This window comes from Azospirillum sp. A26, assembly GCF_042604635.1.
GTDB lineage: Bacteria > Pseudomonadota > Alphaproteobacteria > Azospirillales > Azospirillaceae > Azospirillum > Azospirillum palustre.
Genome location: NZ_CP170474.1, coordinates 366,514 through 390,493, shown reverse-complemented (window position 1 = coordinate 390,493; position 23,980 = coordinate 366,514). Strand labels below are relative to the sequence as shown.

Genomic DNA, 23,980 nt, shown 5'->3' with positions numbered 1-23,980 from the left:
ATGAAACTCCGCGACATCGCCCACTCCCGCACCGGAGACAAGGGCGACATCTCCAACATCTCCGTCATCGCCTTCGACGAGGCGGATTATCCACTGATCGAGGCCCACGTCACCGCCGACCGCGTGAAGGACCTGTTCCACGAGGTCGTGCATGGCGAGGTGGTGCGCTACGAGATCCCCAGCATCGGCGCGCTGAACTTCGTGATGCGGCAGGCGCTCGGCGGCGGCGTGACCCGCTCGCTGGCGCTCGATGCCCATGGCAAGTGTCTGGCGTCGGCGCTGCTGGACCTCGAAATGCCCGACATCGCCCGGCCCATCCAGGCGGCGTGACGGGAGAGGCGCGTTACTCCCGGCCACGCCGGGCTTTGCCCAGCGCGCTGCCGGCCGACGCGAACATGATGCAGGCGATGGCGGCCCACTGCACCGCGCTCAGCCGCTCGCCCAGCATCAGGAAGCCGATCAGCGCCGCCACGGCGGGGGAGGCGCTGACGGCAAGGCCGAACACATGGCTCGGCAGGCGGCGGAGCGCCATCATCTCCAGCAGATAGGGCACCATGCTCGACAGCACCGCCACCGCCAAGCCGGTGAGCAGAACCGCCGGGACCAGCAGCCCGGCCCCGGCATGGGAAATCCCCAGCGGGACGGTGAAGCTGGCCGCCACCAGCATGCCCCAGGCCACCGCCTGCCCACCCGGCAGGGCCGAGGCGCGCTTGCCGAACACGATATAGAGTGCCCAGCAGAAGGCCGCCGCCGCCGCATAGGCGACGCCCACCGGGTTCAGAACGCCGGACGCCTCGTGCAGCGGCAGCAGCAGGACAAGCCCGACCGCGGCGCAGGCGATCCACAGGAAATCCTTCAGCCGGCGCGAGCCCAGCAGCGCCACCGCCAGCGGCCCGGTCACCTCGATGGCGATGGCGATGCCGATGGGGATCAGCTCCATCGCACGGTAGATCGACAGGTTCATCGCCCCCAGCGTGGCGCCATAGACCAGCAGGTTGCGCAAATCCCCGCGGCCGGGCAGGCTGCGCCACGGCCGCAGAATCGCCATCAGCATCAGCGCCGACAGTCCCACCCGCAGGCCGGTCACGCCCTCTGCCCCGACCAGCGGAAACAGCGATTTCGCCGACGCCGCTCCGACATATTGCGACAGCAGCGAGGCAAGCAGGAGCAGCAGCGGCAGCGCCGCCGGTTCCGGACGGGAGGCGGAGGTGGACTCAATGGAGGCGTTCGCCACGCGCGGGCTCCCGGCAGAAGGTTCGACGGAAGAGGTCTTATGAAAAGATACTGTGACGATGGGGCAGAGGGCGCTTAAGTTTGGGGCTTCCGACGCACCGTTCTTTCGCCGAAGCCGCCATGCGCTCAACAATCGCTCGCCCGCCGGATCAGCTCGATGACCAGGACTGCGCGATCCTGCGCATCCTGCAACTGGACAACAAGACCTCCCAGCGTGAGATCGGCGAGGCGGTGCATCTGTCCGCCCCGGCCGTGCAGCGCCGCATTGCCCGGATGGAGGCGGCCGGCATCATCCGCCGCAATGTATCGGTGGTCGATCCGGTGGCGGCCGGGCAGGGTGTGACGGTGGTGGTGGAGGTCCAGACGGTCAACGACCGCTCCCCGACCATCGCTGCCGCCAAGCGCCTGTTCCGCGAGGCGCCGGAGGTGCAGCAATGCTATTTCGTCACCGGGAAGGCGAGCTTCGTCCTGATCCTGCTGGTCCCGGACATGGCGAGCTACGAGGTTCTGTCGCGCCGGCTGTTCGCCGACAACGAACTGGTACAGTCCTTCCAGACGATGGTCGTGCTCGATCCGGTGAAGGTGACCCTGGAGGTGGACCTGTAGGACGGCAGGCCGGTCAATCCGGCCACTCCTCGTATCCCCAATCCTCGGCATCCGGGTCGGCCGTGCCCAGCGGCGCCACCGTTGCGCCGGCGTCGAGCGCGGCCGCCAGCCAGGGCTCGACGCTGGTGACCGGGGACAGGCGGCACCAGCGCCGCCGCCGGCCGTCCCACCGGCAATGGCCCTGCCGCTTCATCTCCTCCCGCAATTCCCAGGACGGGATGGCGGGGAAGCGCAGTTCCAGGCCGCGGTCGCTCTGCATGATCTCCACACGCTCTCCGGCGGCGGTGGTATGGGTCAATCCGTCCTCCAGCACCTTGCGCAGGGCGGCGGCGCGGTCTTCGCGGACGCGTGCCTCCGCTTCCCGTTGCCGGCGGCGTTCGGCCATGGCATCGGCGATCCAGTCCGGCGGCTCCTCCAGCACGCGGTAGCCGGCGCCACCACGCGGGCCGGGGGCCTCTTCCAGCAGCCCGTCGCGCAGAAGATCGGCAAGCAGCGACTTCAGCCGGTCGCGGTCGGTCGGGATACCGGGCAGGCGGTTGGCCGCGGCATCGGCGACGGTGAAGCGCTCGCCGGCGCCCCAGCCCTCATGGATCGCGGCGGCAAGGGCGTGCAGCTCGGCGATGCGGCTTCGCTGGTCGGTCAGGTGGTCGGCGACGATGGGGTTGGGCGGCAGGTCGGCCCTCCCGGTCAGGCCGCAGGTCCGGCACTGCCAGGCGCCGGGATCGGACAGCAGCAGCTGGGGGGCGCAGCGGCGCTTGCGGCAATACTCCTCGCTGCCCGCTTCCGGCAGGCCGCGCCCGCTGTCCAGCAGGGTGCGGATGGCGTCGAGCGGCGTGTCGGCGACATCGCGCAGCCGGTCCAGCACATCGGCGGGCAGCCAGACCTCAGTGCCTCCGCTCTCGTCGGTGGAGACGAAACGGCTTTTCAGAGCGCGGCGTCTTGCGGGCGTCAGCAGGGCTAGTGCCCGCTCGGCGGTGTAGCTCTCATCGAAGGTGTCGGCGAGCAAGTTCGCCAGATCGCCCAGCGTTGCCGGAGGTGCCAGCGCGCCCTCGTCCCCGGCGGCGAGGATTCGGCGGGCCTCGCCAAGGATTTCCGTGTTTTCGTCCGCCCCCATCGCCATCTACGTCCCGATCCCCGTCCATTCCGCGTCGCAAGCTGGCCCGCGTAGCAAGCTGGGCATGCGCGAAATGCCAGTCAAGCGCCGGCTGGACAGTCGGCGGAGCCCGCCTGGTTCAGGAACGGCCCGGTGAGGCGCGGTGTTGATCGGGTGCATCGAACGGTGCCAGAGACGGAAAGGTTTTCCAATGTCAGACAGCACGCATTTCGCCCCGCCCGGCCCGCTCGGCTTCGGCGGCGCACCCCTGGGCAACATGTTCGAGGAGGTGACCGACGAGACGGCCGCGGCCACCCTCGACGCCGCCTGGGATGCCGGCATCCGCTATTTCGACACGGCCCCCGAATATGGTCCCGGCATTTCCGAACACCGGTTCGGCCATGTCCTGCGCAGCCGTCCGCGCGACGGGTTCGTTCTGTCGACCAAGGTCGGCCGGCTGCTGCGCGCCGATGCCAGCAAGGGCGGTCAGCACGGCCCCTTCGTGAAGGGCCTGCCGTTCCGCGTCGATTACGATTACAGCGCCGACGGCGTGCGCCGTTCCATCGAGGACAGCCTGCAACGGCTTGGCATGGCGCGCATCGACATCGCCTATATCCATGACTGCGCCGAGGACGCCCATGGCGACCGCTGGCTGGAGGTGTTCGACACCGCGATGAAGGGCGCCGCCGTCGCCTTGACCCGGCTGCGCGAAGAGGGGGTGATCCGCGGTTGGGGCCTTGGCGTCAACCGGGTGGAGCCCTGCGTGATGGCGCTGGAGCGGGCGGACCCCGACGTCTTCCTGCTGGCCGGACGCTACAGCCTGCTGAACCAGCCAGCACTGGACGAGCTGTTTCCGCGTTGCGCCGAGCGCGGCGTCCATGTGGTGGTCGGCGGCCCCTACAACTCCGGCATCATCGCCGGAGGCAAGAATTTCGAGTATCAGGAGGCCTCCCCCGACAAGGTGGCGGCGCGCGACCGGCTGGCGGAGATCGCCAAGCGCCATGGTGTCGACCTGCGCGCGGCGGCCCTGCAATTCTGCGCCGCGCATCCGGTCGTCGCCTCGGTCATTCCCGGCACCAAGAACCCGGCGCGCGTGCATGAGAATGTGGCGCTGATGGGCCAGCCGATCCCCGCCGACTTCTGGCGGGAGCTGAAGGCTTCCGGCGTCCTGCCGGAGCAGGCGCCGACGGCCGCGTGAGCAAACAGGCGGTGGCGGCGCTGACGTCTCAGTGCCGCGCCGCCGCCACATCCGCCGGGGTGACGCTGGCCTGCTTGCCGCCGAAATGGCCCAGCACGTAGTTGGTGACCGCTGCGATCTCCACGTCGTCGTATCCGGCGGCGAAACCGGGCATGAAGACCTCGCCTTCCCGCGTCTCCAGCCGCGTGCCGTGCAGGATCACCTTCAGCGCATTGGTGCCCGCAGGGTCGTTGACCGACTGGCTGCCGGTCAGCGCCGCATGGGAATGCTGCAACCCCTCGCCGTTCCAGCCATGACAGCTGGCGCAGGCGCTCTGGAACACCCGAAGACCGATGGTGTCCTTGCCGCTCTCGTCGGCCGGCGGGGCATAGGCGGAGGGCGCCTTGGCGGCCGGCGGATGGGGGTTGATCGCAGCGGCGAGGTCGGAGGTCTGCGGCGGGATCGTGCGCAGATAGGCGACCATCGCCTTGATGTCCTCCGCCGTCAGGTGCCGCAGGCTGTAATCCACCACCTCCGCCATGCTGCCGGACGCCGAACCGCGGCCCTCGGCATGACCCGTCGACAGATAATCCGCCAGTTCCTTGTCGCTCCAGCCGCCGATGCCGGTCTGCTTGTCGGAAGTGATGTTGTAGGCCTTCCATCCTGCCGCCTCGGCTCCGGCGAACTTGCGGTCCTTGTCCAGAGCGAACAGCCGGTTGCGCGGCGTGTGGCATTCGCCGCAATGGCCCAGCGCCTCCACCAGATAGGCGCCGCGGTTCCAGTCGGGCGGATGCGACGGGTCGGGCTGCATCCGCCCGTCCGGCATGAACAGCAGCTTCCACGCCCGCATCACATAGCGCTGGTTGTAGGGGAAGCTCAACTGGTTTGCCGGCGCCTGCGACTTCACCGGGGGCAGGCTGGCCAGATAGGCCTTCACCGCCAGGATGTCCTGGTCGCTCATCAGCGTGTAGGCGGTGTAGGGGAAGGCGGGATAGAGATCTTCGCCGTCCTTGCCGACGCCGTGGCGCATGGCCCGCACGAACTCCGCATCGGACCAGTCGCCGATCCCCGTCTCCTTGTCCGGCGTGATGTTGGGAGAGTAGATGGTGCCGAAGGCCAGCGTGAAGGGCAGGCCGCCGGCATAGGGCTTCCCGCCGGGCATGCTGTGGCAGGCGGCGCAGTCGGCGGCCTGGGCGATGTATTCGCCGCGTGCGACCAGCTCCGGCCCGGTCGTCTTGAGGACGGCGACCTCGTCCAGCCGGTGCGGCAGGAAAAAGAAGGCGCCTGCCGCGACCACCAGCAGCGCCACCAGGGCCAGCAGCCACACTGCCAAACGTCTCATCGTCATCCTCAGCCCTCGCCGCCGATGGGCGCCATCGACAGCACGTCACGGCCGCTGCCCTTCGACCGCAGTTCGTCGCGTGGGAAGGGCAGGCTGCGCAGCCGCTTGCCGGTGGCGGCGAAGATCGCGTTGCCCAGCGCGGGCGCGGCCGACACCGTGCCGGTCTCGCCGACGCCGCCCGGCCCCTCGCTGCTCTGCACCACATGGACCTCGATCGGCGGAGTCTCGTTGATGCGCAGGTTGCGGTAGTCGTGGAAGTTGCTCTGCTCCACCCGCCCATCGGCGAAGGTGATGCCGCTGTAGAGGGCCGCCGACAGCCCGAACAGGATGCCGCCTTCCAACTGCGCCTTCACGCTGTCGGGATTGATCGCCAGCCCACAATCGATGACGGCGACGATGCGCTTCAGCCGGATCAGCCCGGCGGCATCCACCGCCGCCTCCATCACCATCGCGACATGGCTGCCGAAGGAATCGTGCAGCGAGACGCCGCGCCCGGTCCCGGCCGGCAGCGGGCTTCCCCAGCCGGCCTTCTCCGCCGCGAGGTTCAGGGCGCCCAGCGAGCGCGGATTGTCGGCGAGCAAGGCGCGCCGGTACTCCACCGGGTCCTTCCCGGCGGCATGCGCCAGCTCGTCCATGAAGCTTTCGACGACGAAGACGTTGTGGGTCGGGCCGACGCCGCGCCACCATGTGATCGGCACCGGCGGGTCGGCGCGCACCCATTCGACAGTCAGGGCCGGGAAGCGGTAGGGCGTTTCCTTCGCTCCCTCCACCGCGTCGGCGTCCAGCTTGCCCTCCTCCAGTCCGCCGGGGAAGTAATGGCCCATGACCGAGCCGCCGGTGACGCGGTCGGTCCACACCGTCGGCAGGCCGTCCGCCCCCAGCCCGGCGGCGATGCGGTCGTGATAGGCGGGGCGGAAGATGTCGCGGCGGATGTCCTCCTCGCGGGTCCAGACGATCTTGACCGGGTAGTCGACCTGCTTGGCGATGGCGACCGCCTGCCCGATGGAGTCCGCTTCCAGCCGCCGTCCGAAGCCGCCGCCCAGCAGCTGGTTGTGCAGGATCACCTTGTCCACCGGCAGCCCGGCCTCCTTGGCGGCCAGCGCCTGCGCCGCTGTCGGGACCTGGGTGCCGACCCAGATCTCGCATTCGCCGGGCCGGACATGGACGGTGGTGTTGATGGGCTCCATCGTCGCATGCGCCAGGAAGGGCAGCTGGTAGACCGCCTCCACCCGCTTGGACGCTGCCTTCATGGCGCCGTCCACGTCGCCCTCGCGGCGGGCGGGAATGGCCTTGCCGCTTTCCGACTTGGCCTTCAAGTCGGCGCGGATGGCGGCGCTGCTGACGCCGGCATTGGCGCCATAGTCCCAACTGATGTCGAGCGCCTCCATCCCCTGCTTCGCCGCCCAGAAATGGTCGCCGATCACCGCCACCGCATCGTCGATCCGCACCACGTCGCGCACGCCTGGAATGGCCCGTGCCGCCTTGTCGTCCACCGCGGCGAGCTTGCCGCCGAACACCGGGCAGGCGGTCACCGTCGCCACCTTCATGCCGGGCACGCGGATGTCGATGCCGAAGATCGCGGTGCCGTCGACCTTGCTCGGCGTTTCCACCCGGCGGACCGATTGGCCGATCAGCCGGAAATCCTTCGGATCCTTCAGTGGCGGGTCCTTCGGCACCGGCTGCTTCGACGCTTCCTCCACCACCTCGCCATAGGTGACGGTGCTGCCGGTCGGTCGGTGGGTGATGACCGCCCGCTCCGCCGTACAGTCCGCCGCATCGACCCCCCATTGCGCCGCCGCCGCCCCGATCAGCATGCCGCGCGCCGCGGCACCGGCCTGACGCAGCGGCACCCAGGCGCCGCGGATCGAGGTGGAGCCGCCGGTCGACTGCGATTTCAGCAGGGGTTGCTGATAAAGCTCCTCGTTCGGCGGGGCGGGGACGACCTTCACCTGATCCAGCCCGACTTCCAGCTCCTCGGCGATCAGCATCGCCTCGCCGGTGTAGATGCCCTGTCCCATCTCGACGCTGGGGACGATCAGGGTGATGGAGTTGTCGCGGCCGATGCGGATGAAGCCGCCGGGCGCGAAGCCCTGGAAGGCGTCGCCGTCCTTGTCGGCATCGCCGGCCCCCAGCATGCGCAGGCTGGGCTCCTCGCCCGCCGCCCAGGCCTTGCGGCGGCCCATGGCGGCGAAGGCGATCAGCAGCGCCCCGCCCTGAAGGACGCGGCGGCGCGTCGCGGCCGGCAGCGTGGCACCATCGACGCGGGCGAAGGTCGGCTTGTCCATGATCGGTGTTCCCGGCGGACTGAAACGATGCGGCTCAGGCTTGCGAGGCCTGCTTGATGGCGGCGCGGATGCGGGAGTAGGTGCCACAGCGGCAGATGTTGCCCGCCATGGCGGCGTCGATGTCGGCATCGGACGGCTTGGGGGTGCGCGCCAGCAGGGCGGCGGCGGACATCACCTGTCCCGACTGGCAATAGCCGCACTGGACCACCTCCAGCGCCAGCCAGGCTTCCTGGATCTTCTGTCCCGCCGCGGTCTGGCCGACCGCCTCCACCGTGGTGACGGCGCGCGTGCCGACCGACTCCACCGGCAGGATGCAGGAGCGGACCGGCTTGCCGTCCAGATGCACGGTGCAGGCGCCGCATTGGGCAATGCCGCAGCCGAACTTGGTCCCGCTCAGCCCGACGACGTCGCGCAGGACCCACAGCAGCGGCATATCCGGCGGAACGTCGACCTGATGCGTTTCGCCATTGACGGTGAGCGTGATCATCGAACCTCCGGCCCTGCCTGCTGCCACGGCGAACCGCCACCATCGGCGGCGATGGCGGTGCGTGCTTGAAGGGCAGAACCGTGGCCGCCCGCCTATGTTCCGTCACACAGGCGGCCTATGCCCACGGTTCAGGTTCGGGGGGCTGGCGGTCCTGTCGCCGTTCAGCTGTCCACCACCGTCCCCGGGTGCCCCACTTCGAAGCGGGCAGGGTCGATGCCGTGGCTGGCCAGCGCGGCGCGCAGCAGTTGCGGCGGTTCGTCCCGCGCTTCGTCGGTCAGGGCGAAGGTTCCCCAATGGATGCCGACGGCCTTCCTCGCCCCGATGTCCTGCATGATCCGCACCGCCTCGTCCGGGTCGCAATGCTGGGCGGACATGAACCAGCGCGGGTCATAGGCGCCGATGGGAATCAGCCCCAGATCGCAGGCTCCCAGTCGTTCGCCGATGGCGCGGAAGGCCGCCCCGCTGCCATAGCCGGTGTCCCCGGCGAAATAGACCGAGCCCGCCGGGGTGCGCAGGACGAAGCCGCCCCACAGCGCCATGCGCCGGTCACGCCCGGTGCGCGCCGACCAGTGGTTGGCCGGCACGATGTGGACTTCCGTTTCCGGCGACAGCTCGAACCGGCTCCACCAGTCGCCCGCCGCGACCCGCACTCCCGGGATATGCTTGCGCAGGATGGTATCGTTGCCGAGCGGCGTGACCATCAGCGGCGCATCGCGCCGGTGCAGGCGCTTCAGCGTCGCCACGTCGAGATGGTCGTAATGGTTGTGCGACACCAGAACCGCGTCGATCTTCGGCAAATCGTGGAAGCGGATGCCCGGTGCCGTGACCCGCTTCGGCCCGGCGAAGCGGACCGGGCTGGCGCGGTCGGACCAGACCGGGTCGGTCAGGATGTTCAGTCCGGCCGCCTGGACCAGGGTGGTGACATGCCCAACCACCGTCACGCGGAGGCCCGTGACGTGCCGGGCCGGCATCACCGGCGTGACCGCCACCTGCCGCGGCCATTTGACCGCCTTCCGCCCGAATTGCCAGCGCAGCAGCTGGCGCAGGCTGCGGTCGGTTTCCGGTTCGCCCGGATTGAAGAAGCGCAGCCCGTCGAAATTCGACGTTACCGGACCCTGCCAATAGGGATTGCGCATGCGTACCGGATCCTTTGCAACCATGGTCCCGGAGGAGATGGTGTCGCCGCGGCGAAGTTCTATGGACCGGCGGTGGGCGGTCAGGCTACTGTGCCGTCTTCATTCATGGTTTGATCCCGGTTCGATCCAATGCAGTCCGATAGCCCGACCGATGAACAGCATCGCGCCATCCAGGCGATCGACGCCTGGTACAAGGACGACGACGCCCAGCAGGTCTTCTGGCTGGCCGGGGAGGCCGGGACCGGCAAGACCAAGACCACCGTCTTCGCGCTGGAGCATCTGCTGGAGCGCCGCCGGCTGACCGACTATGTAGTGGGCGCCCCCACCGGCAAGGCCGCCCAGGTGCTGCGCCAGAAGGGCATCGACGGGGCGGCGACCCTGCATTCGCTGCTCTACGCCCCGCGCAAGGACGGCGACAGCGGCGAGCTGATCTTCGCCCGCCGCAACGACGGGCCGGTCGCCGACGCCGACCTGATCGTCTGCGACGAGGGGTCGATGATCGGCGACGATCTGGCGCGCGACCTGATGCGGACCGGCAAGAAGATCCTCGTCATCGCCGACGATTACCAGCTGCCGCCGGTCTCCGGCCAGGGGCTGTTCACCAGCGGGGAGCCGGATTTCCGCCTGACCGAGCCGCACCGCACCGCCCGCGAAAGCCCGGTGATCCGGCTAGCCCATCTGCTGCGCCGGCAGGAGATGCCGCGGCGCTTCGGGTCCGTCGGCAAGGTCCATGTCCTGCCGCTGGAGCATCGCACCCAATCGTTGGTGATGCGGCAGTCCTCACAGGCGATCTGCGGCACCCACCGCGTCCGCACCACCTACACCAAGCGCATGCGCACGCTGCTGGGCCACGACTCCACGATGCCGCAGGCGGGGGAGCGGGTCATCTGCCGGCGCAACCAGAAGGACGAGGGGCTCTTCAACGGCATGATCGGGTCCCTGACCCGGCCGGCGGCCGAGGCGCAGGGCCGCGATGCCGGCCTGTGGTCGCTCGGCGTGCAGATGGAGGACGAGGTGCGGTCGCGCAGCAAGCTGATCGTCCATCCCTGGATGTTCCAGGCCCACTACACCGAGGGGATGGTCCAGCCGCGGGTGGGCAAGGACATCCAGCTTTACGACTGGGCGTGGCTGATCACCTGCCATGCCTCGCAGGGGTCGGAATTCCCGTCGGTCACCGTGGTGGACGATTCGGCCGCCTTCCGGGAGCATCGCTGGCGCTGGCTCTACACCGCCGTCACCCGCTCGCGCGAGGAATTGGTTCTGCTGCTGCGCAATGCCGACCTCGGCGGGCCGTGGAAGGTGCCCGAATTCGACGACGGCCTGCCTGCCTGATCCATAAACTCAATTTATCGAACGCATCACATCTTTGTGTTGGATGTGATCGGAAGCGGTCTCCATAATTTTACGCATGGGAACGGTGTTTTTCCGGTCCCGACCGCTTCCGGAGACCCGTTCCATGATCCCTGACACCGCGGCACCCGCAAAGGCGGTGCCGGGAAAGCCCGTGCTTTTCCAAATCCGCAGCCTTCTGCCCGGTCTTGCACTGTGCGTCGCCGTTACCGCACTCGCCTTCGCCGCGGCGAGGGCGGAGGTGGCGCTGTTCGGCGAGGCATGGATCGAGGCGCTGGTGCTGGCGATCCTAATCGGCACCACGCTCCGCACCGCCTGGACCCCGCCGGCACGCTGGCAACCGGGCATCGCCTTTTCCGCCAAAATCCTGCTGGAAGTGGCGGTTGTTCTGCTGGGGGCCTCGGTCAGCGCGGCGACCATCCTGTCGGCCGGACCGGCCCTGCTGCTGGGCATCGCCGGCGTAGTGGCGCTGGCGCTGTTGGCGGGATTCGGGATCGGGCGGCTGCTCGGCCTGCCGGTCCGCATGGCGGTGCTGGTGGCCTGCGGCAACGCGATCTGCGGCAATTCGGCCATCGCCGCGGTGGCGCCGGTGATCGATGCGCACAGCGACGACGTCGCCGCCTCCATCGCCTTCACCGCCGTGCTCGGCGTGGCCGTCGTGCTTGGCCTGCCGCTGCTCGGCATCGGGTTGCGGCTGAGCGGGGTGCAGTATGGCGCGCTGGCCGGACTGACCGTCTATGCCGTGCCGCAGGTGATCGCCGCCGCAGCACCGCTGGGCGCCACCGCCGTGCAGGTCGGCACGCTGGTAAAGCTGGTGCGGGTGCTGATGCTCGGGCCGGTCTGCCTGCTGCTGTTGCTGCTGGCGCCCCGGCTGGGCGGAGACGCGGTTGACGCCGATGCCGGCGCGCCGCGTCAACGCCGGCCCCGTCCGCCGGTCCATCATCTGGTGCCGTGGTTCATCCAGGGCTTCCTGGCGATGATCGCCCTGCGTTCGTTCGACCTCATCCCCCATGCCGCCCTGCCGGCGATGGAGCACGCGGCCACCCTGCTGACGGTGGTGTCGATGGCGGCGCTGGGGCTGGGGGTCGATGTGCGGACGGTGGCACGTGCCGGCGGACGGGTGACGGCGGCGGTGGTGCTTTCCCTGCTGGCGCTGGGCACGATCAGCCTGACCCTGATCCGCCTGATCGGCTTGACGTGAGGCTTGGGCTGGAAAACGGGCGGGAGTCTACATCCGGCGCCCGAGGACCGCATTGATGCAGGTTAATGCAGGATTCCGGGGCTGTGCGATCCTGGGATCACCAAGCCCCTTCGCCCGCCTTTCACCGACCGGCCGGCGGATGGGGCGGGCCCCGCGGGGAGAGCGGCCCAGGCGCCGCGCGCCCCCGCGCGTAGAACAAGGAGCATGGTCATGCGTCAACCGTTGCAGATCGCCTTCCGCAACATCGACCCCTCTCCCGCCCTGGAGCATTCGATCCGCGAGCATGCCGACAAGCTCGACCGCTATTTCGGAAACATCCTGTCCAAACGCGTGGTCTTCGAAGTTCCGCACCGCCATCAGCATCAGGGCAAGCAGTACACCGTCCAGGTCGCCCTGACCGTTCCCGGAGAGGAACTGGTCGTTCGCAGCGACAAATCCGGCGGTCATGGCCATGAGAGCGCCGATGCGGCCATCCGTGACGCCTTCGACGCCGCACGCCGCACCTTGGAGCGTTTCGCCGAGCGTCATCGCCACGAGGTGAAGGCTCACGCGTCCGACGCCGCCCTGCCATAATCGCCCGGACGGCAAGCTGTCCGTTTCCGATCCGCCCAGCGCCCCGCCTATCCGGCCATCCGGACGGGCGGGGCGCTTTGCTTTACGGCAGACCTGTAAAATTGAACAATTCCATAATGTATAAATTAAACAATTTCGGAATAATTCACATAGGAATTTTAATTCACTACTTGAAAAGTAGGAATACATGGTGTTCAATCTCCCTGATCCTTCGGGGCGAGCCGTGTCGCTCCGGTCATTCGTGCCGCAGGAGAACGGAGCCATGACGATCGACACTGCTCAACACTCCGCCCCGCCGTCTCTCGACCATCTGGTCGGGGTGATCGGGGACAATCTGCGTGGCCTCCGCCGTCGGCAGGGGCTGTCGGTCGACGGGCTGGCACAGCTGTCCGGCAGCGACCCTCACATCCTGATGGCGATCGAGGAGGGACGGCACCGTCCCGACATCGGCACCTTGTGGACGGTTGCCAAGGCGCTGGACCTGTCATTTTCCAGCCTGCTCAGCACCGGAGGCGACGCTGGCACCACGGTGATCCGGCGGGCCGAACAGCGCAGCCTGACCTCCCGCGACGGCCTTTTCACCTCCCGCGCCCTGTTCCCGCTGAAGGGCGAGCGGCAGGTGGAGTTCTACGAACTGCGCCTGTCGCCCGGCGCCGACGAGTCCGCCGACGGCCACTCCCCCGGCACCGTCGAAAACATCCTGGTTGGCCGCGGGCAGGTCGACATCGCCACCGCGGACGGCGAGCACCGGCTGGAGGAGGGCGACTCGATCCTGTTCGAGGCCGACGTCCCCCACCGCTACCGCAATTCCGGCGATGGCGAGGCGGTGCTGTATCTCGTCATGTCCTACATCCTCTGACCTTGGGGAGAGCGGCAATGCCGGACACCGTCCTGCCTTTTCATCGACATCTGCCCGATCCGCAGGTGGTGGAGCTGGGCGCGCTGGCTGCCCGCGCTGGCCTCGTTCCCGCCGATCCGCTGCGCCAGCCGCTGGCCGAGGCGCGTACTGCGGCGGAGCGCTACCATGACTTCCTCAACGGCCCGGCGCTGCCCGCCGCGCTGCCCGCCGATGTGCGGGAGGTGGTGACGGACGGCCCGGCAGGGCCTTTGCGTCTGCGCCTGATCCGGCCGCCGGGCGCGTCGGAGGATGGCAGGCCCCTACCGGTGCTGATCTATTTCCATGGCGGCGGCTTCGTGGTCAATTCCATCGATACCCATGACCGGCTGCTGCGCTTGCTGGCCCGGCACAGCGGTGCGGCGGTCTGCGCCGTCGCCTACAGCCTCGCGCCGGAGCGGCGCTTTCCCCATCAGCGGGGGGAGGCGCTCGCCGCATTGCGCTGGGTGGTCCGTCATGGGGCCGGCCATGGCCTCGACCCGGAGCGGATCGCCGTCGGCGGCGATTCGGCGGGGGCCAATCTGGCGCTCGGCCTCGCCCTCGATGCGCGGGACGAGCCGGGGCCGCCGCTGTCCTTCGCCCTGCTGCTCTACGGCATGTTCGCCCATGATTTCGACACCGAGTCGCACCGGCTGTTCGGCGACGGACGTTTCAGCCTGACAACGGAGCGGATGCGCTGGTACTGGCGGCAGTATCTCGGCCATGGCGGGATCACCCGCGACCCCGCGGCGGCTCCGCTGCTCGCCGATCTGCGCGGGTTGCCGGCGCTGCACATTGCCGCTGCCGGGCTGGACTGCCTGCGCGACGACAGCCTGCGGCTCGCCCAGCGGCTGGAGCAGGCACGGATCCCGCACCGGCTGGTCCTGCATGAAGCTCTTCCCCACTCCTTCGCCTGCATGACCCGTCCTGTCCGCAAGGCGGAGGAGGCGGTGATCCTGGCCGCCGACTCCGTCCGCCGGGCCTTGTGCCGCTGAATGAACCGCTGAACGCCAACCGTCCATTTCCGAGCCATTCCCTGCCGCGCCCGTCCGGTTCGTCCGGGCGGGCGTAATATTTTCAGCCTGCCGGGCCGGTCAGGAGGCAATCCTGCTTGCCGATACGCTGCACACTATGGTTGCATCGGTCATTGCGGTTGATCGGGGGCTCGACATGATCGAAAACGGTTCCTCGATTCTGGAGCGCCACAAGGTCTCCGTGGTCGGATCGGGGGCGGAAACGCTGGTCCTCATTCCCGGCTTCGGCACGGAACAGTCGGCGTGGCGCCACGTCGTGGAGGCGATGCAGGACCGCTATCGCATCGTGCTGTTCGATCTGGCCGGGATCGGTCCCGGCAACCAGATGCATTACGACCATGCCAGCTACGGCACGCTGGACGCCTATGCCCGCGATGTGGTGGCCATCCTCGAAACCCTCTGGATCGAGAAGTGCATCTGCATCGGCCATTCGGTGGCGGGGATGGTGGCGGTGCTTGCCTCGATCAGGATGCCAAACCTGTTTGCCAAGCTGGTCCTGCTGGGCGGATCGGCCTGCTACCGCAATGTCGGCGACTATCGCGGCGGTTTCGACACCGCCGGCATCGACGCCCTGATCGACAACGCCACGCAGGATTACATGCGGTGGACGGTCCAGTTCGGCCAACTGGTCGTCTCCCGCCCGGCGGAGGATCCGGTCGTGCGGGAATTCGCCGCCTCGTTGCGGGCGATGCGTCCGGACATGGCGCTGTCGCTGCTGCTGACCGTGCTGCGCAGCGATGTCCGCAGCCGTCTTGCCGAGGTGATGGTGCCCGCCGTCATCCTGCAAGCGCGGGAGGACGCCGCGGTGACCCGTGAGGCGGCGGAATATCTGCGCGACCATCTGTCGGGCAGCGTTCTGGAGATCCTGGACGCCGCCGGGCATCTGCCCCACCTGTCGGCACCCGGAACGGTGATCGCGGCGCTCGACCGCCATCTCTCCTGAATTTGCTAATTTAGTGATCGCATAGGGGAAATCCTGCCCCGAAGGTCGAGAACCTAAACTAAGGTCTAGGGTCGCTCGACCTAAACACTGCCGAGGTTAATCTGCGTCTAGTGGTGTGCGGCACATGGTCGCGTTTACCCTGTGTGGGCAAGTCGGGCGGCGGTTCCTCTCCGTGGAAAGCCGCGCGCCAGCCAACGGAGACGCCCCATGGCCTCGGCCCACCAGTCCAATCTGCGGATGCGCTACGTTCCGATGCCGGATGAGCCGGAGGTGCTGATCCTCGGCTCGGGCAGCGGCACGGTGGGTGTCGCGCGGATCCGCTGCATCGCTGGCGGCGTCGGCCATTTCAGCCCGGCGTCGGAGGACGCCTTTCTGGTCAGCCATCATCTGTCCAATTTCCATTCCGACGTCTGGGTCGACGGCCGGCTGGTGGAGAAGCCCGTCAACATCGCCGGGCTGACCTCGATCCACGACTACCGCCGCAAGATCGATTGCCACATGCACACGGCTTTCGACACGCTGACCTTCCATCTGCCCCGGACGGCGCTGGAAAGCGCCTGCCCCGACGTCCATGGCGGCCGGCTGGAGGATCTATCGATTGCGCCCAGCAGTCCGGTCAACGATCCGACCGTGCGGGCGCTGGCATCGGCCATCCTGCCGACGCTGGAGTTTCCAGAGCGGATCAGCCTGCTCTATCTCGACCATGTCTGTTCGGCGCTGGCGACCCATGTCGTGACCGCCTATGGCCGAGTGAGCGCCGCCAGGACCGGGGGCATGCTGGCGCCCTGGCAGGAGAGGCGGGTGAAGGAGATGATCGCCGCCAATCTCGACGGCGAGATCCGGCTGGCCGATCTTGCCGCCGAATGCCGGCTGTCGGTCGGTCATTTCGTCCGCGCCTTCCGCCGTACCGCCAACACCACCCCCTACCAGTGGCTGCTGCACCGGCGGATCGACCATGCGAAGACCCTGATGCGCGACGGATCCCAGACTCTGGCCGATGTGGCGCTGGCCTGCGGCTTCGCCGACCAGAGCCATTTCACCCGCACCTTCAGCCGTCTGGTCGGCATTTCGCCGCGCAGCTGGCGGCGGCGCAATGCCGGCGTCGATACCGTCCTGCCGGCGGGCCTCTCGTCCCATGCGGCGGCCGAACTCCCCTGTGCCTGATCGTCCTGCCGGCGCGGCGCGGCAATTCCCCCAACTGCGGCGGAATGCCGCTATGCTGTCGAGGCTGCGCTGGGGAAGGACCGTTTCATGGTGTCCAGTCTAGACCATCTGACGGAAACGGGCTCCGGCACACATGCGCTTGGCGGCGATGGGGAAACCCGGCTGCTGAGGGTGACGCGGCCGGGCCAGCCCTTTCCGATCCTGGCGCGCATGGCGGAACCGGGAGTGCCCACCGATGCCGTGCTCGCCCGCCTGCGGCAGGAGCACGAGCTGTCGCGGCTGCTCGACCCCGCCTGGGCGGTGAAGCCGCTCGAACTGCTGCGCCATGGCGCCGTGCCGGTGCTGACCCTGGCCGATCCGGGCGGACAACCGCTGTTGGCGCTGATGCTGTCCACGCCTGCCGTATCCGCCGGGGCATTCCGCCAGCGGCTGGCCCTGGCGATCCGCATCGCCGCCGCGGTGGCGCAACTGCACCGCCGTGGGATCCTGCATGGCGACCTGCGGCCCTTCAACCTGCTGGTCGGGGAGGATGGCGCGGTGCGGCTGACCGGCTTCGGCCGCGCCGCCGACCTGTCGGCTCCGCAACGGCAGGAGGTGGAGCGTCCGGCGGCGCTGCTGCCCTACATGGCGCCCGAGCAGTCGGGGCGGATGAACCGCCCGGTCGACCGGCGCAGCGACCTCTATGCGCTGGGCGTCACGCTCTACGAGCTGTTCACGGGAGAACTGCCCTTCGCCGCCCGCGATGCGATGGAATGGGTCCACAGCCATCTCGCCCGCGCGCCGATCCCGCCGGCCACCCATGCTCCCGACCTGCCGCCGGCGATGTCCGGCATTCTGCTGCGGCTGCTCGCCAAGACGGCGGAGGACCGCTACCAGACCGCCGATGGCCTTGTCCGCGACCTCACCCATGCCCTCCGGCTTTGGGATGGGCAGGGCAGCATTCCGGCTTTCCCGCCCGGCGGCCGAGACCTGCCGGAGGGTCTGGAGCCGCCCGCCTCGCTCTATGGCCGGGAGGAGCCGGTGGCCGTGCTCCAGGCCGCCTTCGAACGGGTCGCCGGGCGGGGCCGGATGGGCATCGTGCTGATTTCCGGCCGGTCCGGCGTGGGGAAGTCGGCGGTCGTCCATGCGCTGGAGGAACAGCTGGCGCCGCCGCGTGGCCTGTTCGCCGCCGGCAAGTTCGACCAGGGCCGTCGTGACCTTCCCTATGCCAGCCTGGCGGAAGCCTTCCGCGGCCTGATCACGCGCATCCTGGCCCTGCCGGTCCCGCACCGCGACCAGTGGAGCCGCGGCCTTGCCGACGCGGTCGGCGACGGTGGCGCGCTGATGACCGCGCTGATCCCCAACCTCGCCCTGCTGATCGGCGAACAGCCGGCGGTGCCGCCGCTGCCACCGCAGGAGGCGCAGAACCGCTTCGACCTGCTGTTCCGCCGCGTGCTCCAGCTCTTCGCCCGCGCCGACCACCCGCTGGTGCTGTTCCTCGACGATCTGCAATGGCTGGATCGCGCGACGCTGGATCTGCTGAACCGGCTGGTCGCCGACGGCGGCATCGGTCATCTGCTGCTGATTGGCGCCTACCGTAGCGACGAGGTCGGGCCGGACCATCCGCTCGCTGCCCTGATGGAGCGGATCGGGCGTTCCGCGGCCGAGCCTGCCGAGGCGGAAATCGATTGCTGCGAGATCGCGCTGGGGCCGCTGTCGTCCGACGACCTGCGCCGGATGGTTTCCGACAGCCTGGACCGCAAGCCGGACGAGGTGGCGGCGCTGGCCGCCCTGCTGGAGGAGCGGACCGGCGGCAACGCCTTCTTCGCCGTGCAGCTCCTGACCGCGCTGGAGCGCTCCGGCCGGCTGTGGTTCGACCGCGAGGCGAAGCGCTGGGACTGGGACATGGCGGCGGTGGAGACGGCACGGTCGGGCGCCGGCATTGCCACCTTGATGACCGAACGGCTCGGGCGCTTCCCGGCGCGGGCACGCGACCTGCTGGCCCGGCTTGCCGCGCTGGGCGCCAGCGCTCCCCTCGCCACCCTGGCGCTTGCCGCCGGCCTGACGGAAGCGGAAACCGAGCGCGACCTTGAGCCGGTGCTGGCCGAAGGGCTTATCCTGCGCAGCGACGGCGGTTACCGCTTCCTCCACGACCGGGTGCAGGAGGGGGCCTATGCGCTGGTGCCGGCCGAGGGGCGCAGCAGGCTCCATCTCGACGTCGCCCGTGCGTTGCATCGCGGTTTCGCCGCCGATCTGTCGGGAGGGCGGCTGTTCGCGCTGGTCGGGCAGTATGACCGCTGCCTCTCCCTGATCCAGGACGGGCGCGAGCGGGAGGAGGTGGCGACGCTCCACCTCGCCGCCGGTCATCAGGCCAAGGCCGCCAGTGCCCACGGCTCCGCACTCGCCTATGCGCTGGCCGGCCTCCGACTGCTGGAGGGCGGCCAGTGGGAACGGCGGCACCGGCTGGCCTTCGCGCTGGAACATCTCCAGGCCGAATGCGAGTTCCTCAGCGGCGACCTGAAACGGGCGGAACTGCGGCTTCTCGGGCTGGTCGGGCGGAGCGGATGTCCGGCCGACCGCGCCGCCATCACCGCCCTGCTGGTGACCCTCTACACCGCCATCGACCGCAGCGACCGCGCCATCGACGCCTGCCTCGCCTACCTGCGCGGCGCCGGTATCGACTGGCCGGCCCACCCGCCGGCCGCTCTGGCCCATGAGGAGTATGCGCGGCTGCGCGAAGCTATCGGCGGCCGGCCGATCAGTTCGCTGTCGGCGCTGTCGGCGGTGAACGATCCCGACAGCCGGGCGACGCTGGACGTGCTGGCGGCCGCCTTGCCGCCCGCCTTCTTCAGCGACCGCAACCTCGTCTGCCTGATCCTCTGCCGGATGGCGAACCTGACGCTCCAGCATGGGCGCAGCGACGCCTCCGCCCTGGGCTTCGCCTATCTCGGCATGATGGCCGGCCCCTATTTCGGCGATTATGACGCCGGCTACGCGTTCGGCCGGCTCGGCTACGATCTGGCGGAACGGCACGGGCGGACGCGCTACCGGGCGCGGGTGCTGATGACGTTCGCCTATCATGTTGTGCCCTGGACCCGCGACATCCGCAGCGAGCGGCCGTTGCTCCTGCGCGCCTTCGAGGAGGCGCGGGAGGCCGGCGACGTCACCTATGGCGGCTTCACCAGCGTGACGCTGGTCACCAGCATGCTGGCGTCGGGCGATCCGCTGGCGACGGTGCAGCGCACGGCGGAGGCGCGGCTCGCCTATGTGCGGCAGGTGAAGTTCGGGCTGTGCGCCGACATCCTGACCACCCAGTTGCAGCTCGTGCGCGCCTTGCGCGGGCGGACCGACGAACTCGGCTCCTTCGACGGGCGCGGCTTCGACAATGCCGCCTTCGAGGCGCGGCTGCTGGCCAATCCCAGCCTGGACATCGCCACCTGCTGGCACTGGATCCGCACGCTCCAGCTCCGCTGCATCGCCGGCCGGATGGCGGCGGCGGTCGAGGCATCCGAGCGGGCCGAGGGGCTTCTGTGGACCACCTCGGGCCATTGGGAAATGGCGGAGTTCCATTTCCACGCCGCCCTGGCCAGGGCAGGGGCGATGGATGGGGCGATGGACAGGGTGGAGCCGGAGGAGCGCGCCCGGCATGCCGTGGCCCTGTCCCGCCATCTCAACCAGCTGCGCGAATGGGCCGGCCACAGCCCCGACAGTTTCGACGCTCGCTTCGCCCTGGCGGAGGCGGAGGCGGCACGCACGCAGGGGCGGACCGAGGATGCGATGCGCGGCTATGACCGCGCCGTTCTGGCCGCCCGCCGCAACGCCCTGCCGCATGTGGAGGCGCTGGCCCATGAATGCGCCGCCGGCCTCTACCGCCGGATGGGGGTTCCGACGCTGGAGCTGGCCTGCATCCGCGAGGCGGCCGACCGCTACGCCCGTTGGGGCGCGACGGCCAAGGTCAGGCAGCTCGCCCGCCGCCATCCCTCCCTGACTGTGGAATCGGGCGAAGCGGTGATGCCGGAGGCACCGCGTGGGTTCGATGGGATCGATCTGGCTTCTCTTCTGGAGACGCTGCGCACCGTTTCCGATCAGGCGGGCGTGGAGCAGCTGACCACCACCCTGCTGACCCTGGTGCTGGAACATGCCGGCGCCAGCCGCGGCCTGCTGATCCTCGCCCGCGGTGAACGGCTGCGGGTGGAGGCAGAGGCGACCATCGGCCTCTATGGCGTGTCGGTCCGGCTGGTGCAGGAGGATGCCGACCGCTTCCCGCTGCCCCACACCATCATCCATGGTGCCGTCCGCGACCAGGAGGCGGTGATCGTCGACGACACCCGCGCCGCCGGCCCGTTGTCCGCCGATCCCTATTTGCAGGAGACGGAGGCCCGCTCCATCCTGTGCCTGCCGCTGGTCCGCCGCCGTCGTGTCGTCGGGCTGCTGCATCTGGAGAATGCGCTGGCGACCTACGCCTTCACCCCGCAGCGGGTCAATGTTCTGACCCTGCTCGGCGCCCAGGCGGCGGCCTCGCTGGAGACGGCGACGCTGGAGGAGAAGGACGCGCTGCTGAAGGAAATCCACCATCGGGTGAAGAACAACCTCCAGCTCGTCACCAGCCTGCTCAACCTTCAATCCCGCCGCATCGAGGACAAGGCGGTGGCAGCATTGTTCGCCGACAGCCGCGACCGCGTACGCTCGATGGCGATGGTGCATGAAAGCCTCTACCGCCTGGGCAACTTTGCCTGGGTGCCGATGCGCGAGCATCTGGAATCGGTCTGTGCCCATCTGCTGCGCGCCTATTCCCGAAATGCCGGGGCGGTGCGGCTGGAAACCGAACTCGACGACCTGAAGCTGGACCTCGACCGCGCGGTGCCCTGCGGGCTGATCGTCAACGAACTGGTCTCCAACGCGTTGAAGCATGCCTTTCCGGGCGGGCAGGGCGGGGTCCTGCGGATCGCCCTGACCACCGACGGGCAGGAGTGCCGCCTGTCCGTCCGGGACGACGGCGTGGGCTTGCCCGAAGGATACGATCCCGATAGGATGGATTCCGTAGGCTTTCAGCTTGTTGCGGACTTGACCAGTCAGTTGCACGGTGCATTGAAGTACAGGTCGGGTGCCGGTTCAGAATTCATCGTTACCTTTCCTTTGAAGGGGCGCAATCGGGGAAGTCAATGATCGCGGCACGCATCCTGATCGTCGAAGACGACCGCATCGTTGCGCGCGATATTCAGCATCAACTGTCCCGTATGGGTCATGTGGTTGTCGGCATGTCGGCCAGCGGCGAGGATGCCGTGCGGATGGCTTGCAGCCAGCAACCCGATCTCGTCCTGATGGACATCCGCCTGGAAGGGGAAATGGACGGGATCGAGGCGGCACGCCGGATCCGCGACGCCCACCGCATCCCCATCGTCTTCCTGACCGCCTATGCCAACGACGAGGTCGTGCATCGCGCCAGCCTGACGGAGCCCTTCGGCTATCTGCTGAAGCCCTTCGAAGAGCCGCAGATGCGCACCGTGATCCAGATGGCGCTGTACAAGCATGCCAGCGACACAAGGCTGCGCCTCAGCGAGCGGCGCTATGCCGCGACGCTGGCCAGCATCCGCGACGGCGTCATCCTGTGCAACCGCGACGGCCGGGTCGATTTCATGAACCGCGCGGCGGAGACGATGACCGGCTGGACCGCCGCGGAGGCTGCCGGGCAGCCGCTGTCCGCCGTCTTCGTCGTGGTCGACGAGGAAACGCAGCAGCCGCTGGAGGATTTCTCCGCCGTCGTCCTGCGCAGCGGTGACTTCGCCCCGCCGGAACGGCAATCCCGCCTGTTGCCGCGCGGCGGCGATGCGGATGCTTTGCCGGCCGGGATCGTCGTCGAGGAGCGTTGCTCCGCCATCATCGACGACCGTGGGGATTTCGTCGGATCGATCCTGGTTTTCCGCGATCTGACCCAGCGCCGCCGGATCGCCGAGGCCCTGCGCACGGCCCAGGCCGACCTCGCCCATATCGGCCGGCTGACCATGATGGGGGAACTGGCCGCCGCCGTCGCGCATGAGGTGAACCAGCCGCTGATGGCCATCGTCACCAATGCCGGAACCTGCCTCCAGCACCTGTCGCAGCCTCAGCCCGACCTCGACAAGACCCGCATGGTGGTGGAGCGGATCGTGCGCGACGCCCAGCGGGCCGGCGACGTGGTGCGCAGCATCCGCGCGCTGGCCCGCCGGACTCCGGTCGATCCCGGCTGGGTCGACATCAGCGCGCTGACCGCCGACACGCTGGAACTGGTGCGGGCCGAGCTGCGCCGCGCCCGCATCACGGTGGAAACCGATCTTCAGGCCGGTCCGCCCTGGGTCCATGGCGACCGGGTGCAGTTGCAGCAGCTCGTCCTCAATCTGGTGATGAACGCCATCGAGGCGATGTCCGCCGACGATCTGCCCGAACGGCGGCTGCGCATCGTCACCGGCAGCGACGACGGCTGGCTCCGCGTCCGGGTCGAGGACAGCGGGCCGGGCATCGTCGCAACCGATATCGACGCCATCTTCCGCGCACTCTACACCACCAAGCCCGACGGGCTGGGCATGGGCCTGTCGATCAGCCGGTCGATCGTCGAGCTGCATGGCGGACGGCTGACCGCGACGCCCGGCGCGTCGGGCGGGAGCGTGTTCGAATTCGTGCTGCCCGTATCGCCTGGAGGACAGTGATGGTGAGGAAGGCGGAGGCCGTGACGGCGGCAGAGACCGTCGTTATCATCGACGACGACGAGGCCGTCCGCGAGGCGTTGGAAGGTCTGCTCGATTCCGTCGGTTTGCAGGTCAGGAGCTACGGCTCGGTCCAGCAGTATGTCGACCAGCGGCCGGCCATCGACGTCGGCTGCATGGTGCTGGACGTGCGGCTGCCGGGGCGCAGCGGCCTGGATTTCCAGGCGGAACTTGCGCGGTCCGGCAACAGCCTGCCGGTGATCTTCATCAGCGGCCATGCCGACGTGCCGATGTCGGTCCGCGCCATGAAGGCGGGGGCCTTCGAGTTCCTGACCAAGCCCGTGCATCACCAGGAGCTTCTGGACGCCATCCATGCCGCCATCGCCGCTCATGGCGAGCGCCGCTGCCAGGAGCGCGGCCTGACCACCCAGCGTGCCCGCTTCGACACGCTGACCCCACGGGAACGCGAGATCACCTTGATGGTGGTCTCCGGCCTGCGCAACAAGCAGATCGCCGACGATCTCGGGCTCAGCGAGGCGACGGTGAAGCTGCACCGCGGCCAAGCCATGCGCAAGATGGAGGCCCGTTCCGTCGTGGAGCTGGTCCGCATCGTCGACAGCCTGACCACGACCGGCCGGACCCAATAAAGGGCAGCTGTCCGCCTTCGCCTGTGAGCCTCCTTGGCATGTCGAATTTTATCATATGACTATTTCCATAGATTCGTCGCCACGGACCGGCGCGGCGATGGCCTGCGACGGAATCCTCCCCGACAACCGTGTCGGCCGGTAACGTTGGCGCAACGGCAGCCAATTTGTTGAACGAA

At 68.8% G+C, this 23,980-nt stretch carries 19 protein-coding genes; 13 read left to right on the top strand and 6 right to left on the bottom strand.

The window, feature by feature from the left end; genetic code table 11:
- Nucleotides 1-330, top strand: coding sequence for an AtuA-related protein (locus tag ABNQ39_RS25480; RefSeq protein ID WP_376963482.1), 330 nt, complete (start codon nt 1-3; stop codon nt 328-330).
- 13 nt (nt 331-343) lie between these two features.
- Here the strand turns inward: ABNQ39_RS25480 and ABNQ39_RS25475 are convergent, their stop codons facing one another.
- The gene (locus ABNQ39_RS25475; protein WP_376963479.1) at nt 344-1,234 is read right to left on the bottom strand and encodes an EamA family transporter; all 891 of its coding nucleotides are present in this window, start codon (nt 1,232-1,234) and stop codon (nt 344-346) included.
- Nucleotides 1,235-1,353: 119 nt separating this feature from the next.
- Between ABNQ39_RS25475 and ABNQ39_RS25470 the strand changes: the two genes are divergently transcribed.
- Complete coding sequence (locus ABNQ39_RS25470) at nt 1,354-1,839, top strand: Lrp/AsnC family transcriptional regulator (RefSeq protein WP_376963476.1); 486 nt, start codon at nt 1,354-1,356, stop codon at nt 1,837-1,839.
- A 13-nt stretch (nt 1,840-1,852) separates the two neighbouring features.
- Here ABNQ39_RS25470 and ABNQ39_RS25465 read toward each other — a convergent pair whose 3' ends face one another.
- On the bottom strand, nt 1,853-2,953 hold the full coding sequence (locus ABNQ39_RS25465; RefSeq protein ID WP_376963474.1) for a hypothetical protein: 1,101 nt from the start codon (nt 2,951-2,953) through the stop codon (nt 1,853-1,855).
- A 190-nt stretch (nt 2,954-3,143) separates the two neighbouring features.
- Between ABNQ39_RS25465 and ABNQ39_RS25460 the strand changes: the two genes are divergently transcribed.
- Nucleotides 3,144-4,130 carry an aldo/keto reductase gene (locus ABNQ39_RS25460; protein ID WP_376963471.1) on the top strand — a complete coding sequence of 329 codons (987 nt, stop codon included), beginning with the start codon at nt 3,144-3,146 and terminating at the stop codon, nt 4,128-4,130.
- Nucleotides 4,131-4,158: 28 nt separating this feature from the next.
- Here ABNQ39_RS25460 and ABNQ39_RS25455 read toward each other — a convergent pair whose 3' ends face one another.
- The 4 genes from ABNQ39_RS25455 to ABNQ39_RS25440 all read right to left on the bottom strand — a co-directional run bounded on the left by ABNQ39_RS25455 (nt 4,159) and on the right by ABNQ39_RS25440 (nt 9,359).
- Complete coding sequence (locus tag ABNQ39_RS25455) at nt 4,159-5,451, bottom strand: c-type cytochrome (RefSeq protein ID WP_376963468.1); 1,293 nt, start codon at nt 5,449-5,451, stop codon at nt 4,159-4,161.
- Nucleotides 5,452-5,459: 8 nt separating this feature from the next.
- Nucleotides 5,460-7,736 (bottom strand): xanthine dehydrogenase family protein molybdopterin-binding subunit, encoded by a 2,277-nt coding sequence (locus ABNQ39_RS25450; protein WP_376963465.1) that lies wholly within the window; start codon nt 7,734-7,736, stop codon nt 5,460-5,462.
- A gap of 34 nt (nt 7,737-7,770) precedes the next feature.
- Nucleotides 7,771-8,223, bottom strand: a complete 453-nt coding sequence (locus ABNQ39_RS25445) for a (2Fe-2S)-binding protein (protein WP_376963462.1) — start codon at nt 8,221-8,223, stop codon at nt 7,771-7,773.
- 161 nt (nt 8,224-8,384) lie between these two features.
- Entirely contained in the window at nt 8,385-9,359 is a 975-nt protein-coding gene (locus ABNQ39_RS25440) for an MBL fold metallo-hydrolase (RefSeq protein WP_376963459.1), read from the bottom strand.
- 129 nt (nt 9,360-9,488) lie between these two features.
- Between ABNQ39_RS25440 and ABNQ39_RS25435 the strand changes: the two genes are divergently transcribed.
- The 10 genes from ABNQ39_RS25435 (at nt 9,489) to ABNQ39_RS25390 (ending at nt 23,804) form a co-directional block, all read left to right on the top strand.
- Entirely contained in the window at nt 9,489-10,691 is a 1,203-nt protein-coding gene (locus ABNQ39_RS25435) for an ATP-dependent DNA helicase (protein ID WP_376963456.1), read from the top strand.
- A gap of 124 nt (nt 10,692-10,815) precedes the next feature.
- On the top strand, nt 10,816-11,910 hold the full coding sequence (locus ABNQ39_RS25430) for a YeiH family protein (protein ID WP_376963453.1): 1,095 nt from the start codon (nt 10,816-10,818) through the stop codon (nt 11,908-11,910).
- Nucleotides 11,911-12,120: 210 nt separating this feature from the next.
- Entirely contained in the window at nt 12,121-12,483 is a 363-nt protein-coding gene (locus ABNQ39_RS25425; protein WP_098736932.1) for an HPF/RaiA family ribosome-associated protein, read from the top strand.
- Between the two features lie 262 nt (nt 12,484-12,745).
- Complete coding sequence (locus ABNQ39_RS25420; protein ID WP_376963449.1) at nt 12,746-13,342, top strand: helix-turn-helix domain-containing protein; 597 nt, start codon at nt 12,746-12,748, stop codon at nt 13,340-13,342.
- Nucleotides 13,343-13,359: 17 nt separating this feature from the next.
- Complete coding sequence (locus ABNQ39_RS25415) at nt 13,360-14,352, top strand: alpha/beta hydrolase fold domain-containing protein (protein WP_376963446.1); 993 nt, start codon at nt 13,360-13,362, stop codon at nt 14,350-14,352.
- Between the two features lie 175 nt (nt 14,353-14,527).
- A complete protein-coding gene (locus tag ABNQ39_RS25410) occupies nt 14,528-15,334 on the top strand; it encodes an alpha/beta fold hydrolase (protein WP_376963443.1) in 807 nt (268 codons plus the stop codon).
- 207 nt (nt 15,335-15,541) lie between these two features.
- Nucleotides 15,542-16,498 (top strand): helix-turn-helix transcriptional regulator, encoded by a 957-nt coding sequence (locus ABNQ39_RS25405; RefSeq protein WP_376963440.1) that lies wholly within the window; start codon nt 15,542-15,544, stop codon nt 16,496-16,498.
- 87 nt (nt 16,499-16,585) lie between these two features.
- The gene (locus ABNQ39_RS25400; protein WP_376963437.1) at nt 16,586-21,643 is read left to right on the top strand and encodes an AAA family ATPase; all 5,058 of its coding nucleotides are present in this window, start codon (nt 16,586-16,588) and stop codon (nt 21,641-21,643) included.
- Complete coding sequence (locus ABNQ39_RS25395) at nt 21,640-23,160, top strand: response regulator (RefSeq protein ID WP_376963434.1); 1,521 nt, start codon at nt 21,640-21,642, stop codon at nt 23,158-23,160. Before ABNQ39_RS25400 ends, ABNQ39_RS25395 begins: the two co-directional genes overlap by 4 nt.
- Entirely contained in the window at nt 23,160-23,804 is a 645-nt protein-coding gene (locus ABNQ39_RS25390) for a response regulator transcription factor (RefSeq protein WP_376963431.1), read from the top strand. Before ABNQ39_RS25395 ends, ABNQ39_RS25390 begins: the two co-directional genes overlap by 1 nt.
- Nucleotides 23,805-23,980: the final 176 nt, after the last annotated feature.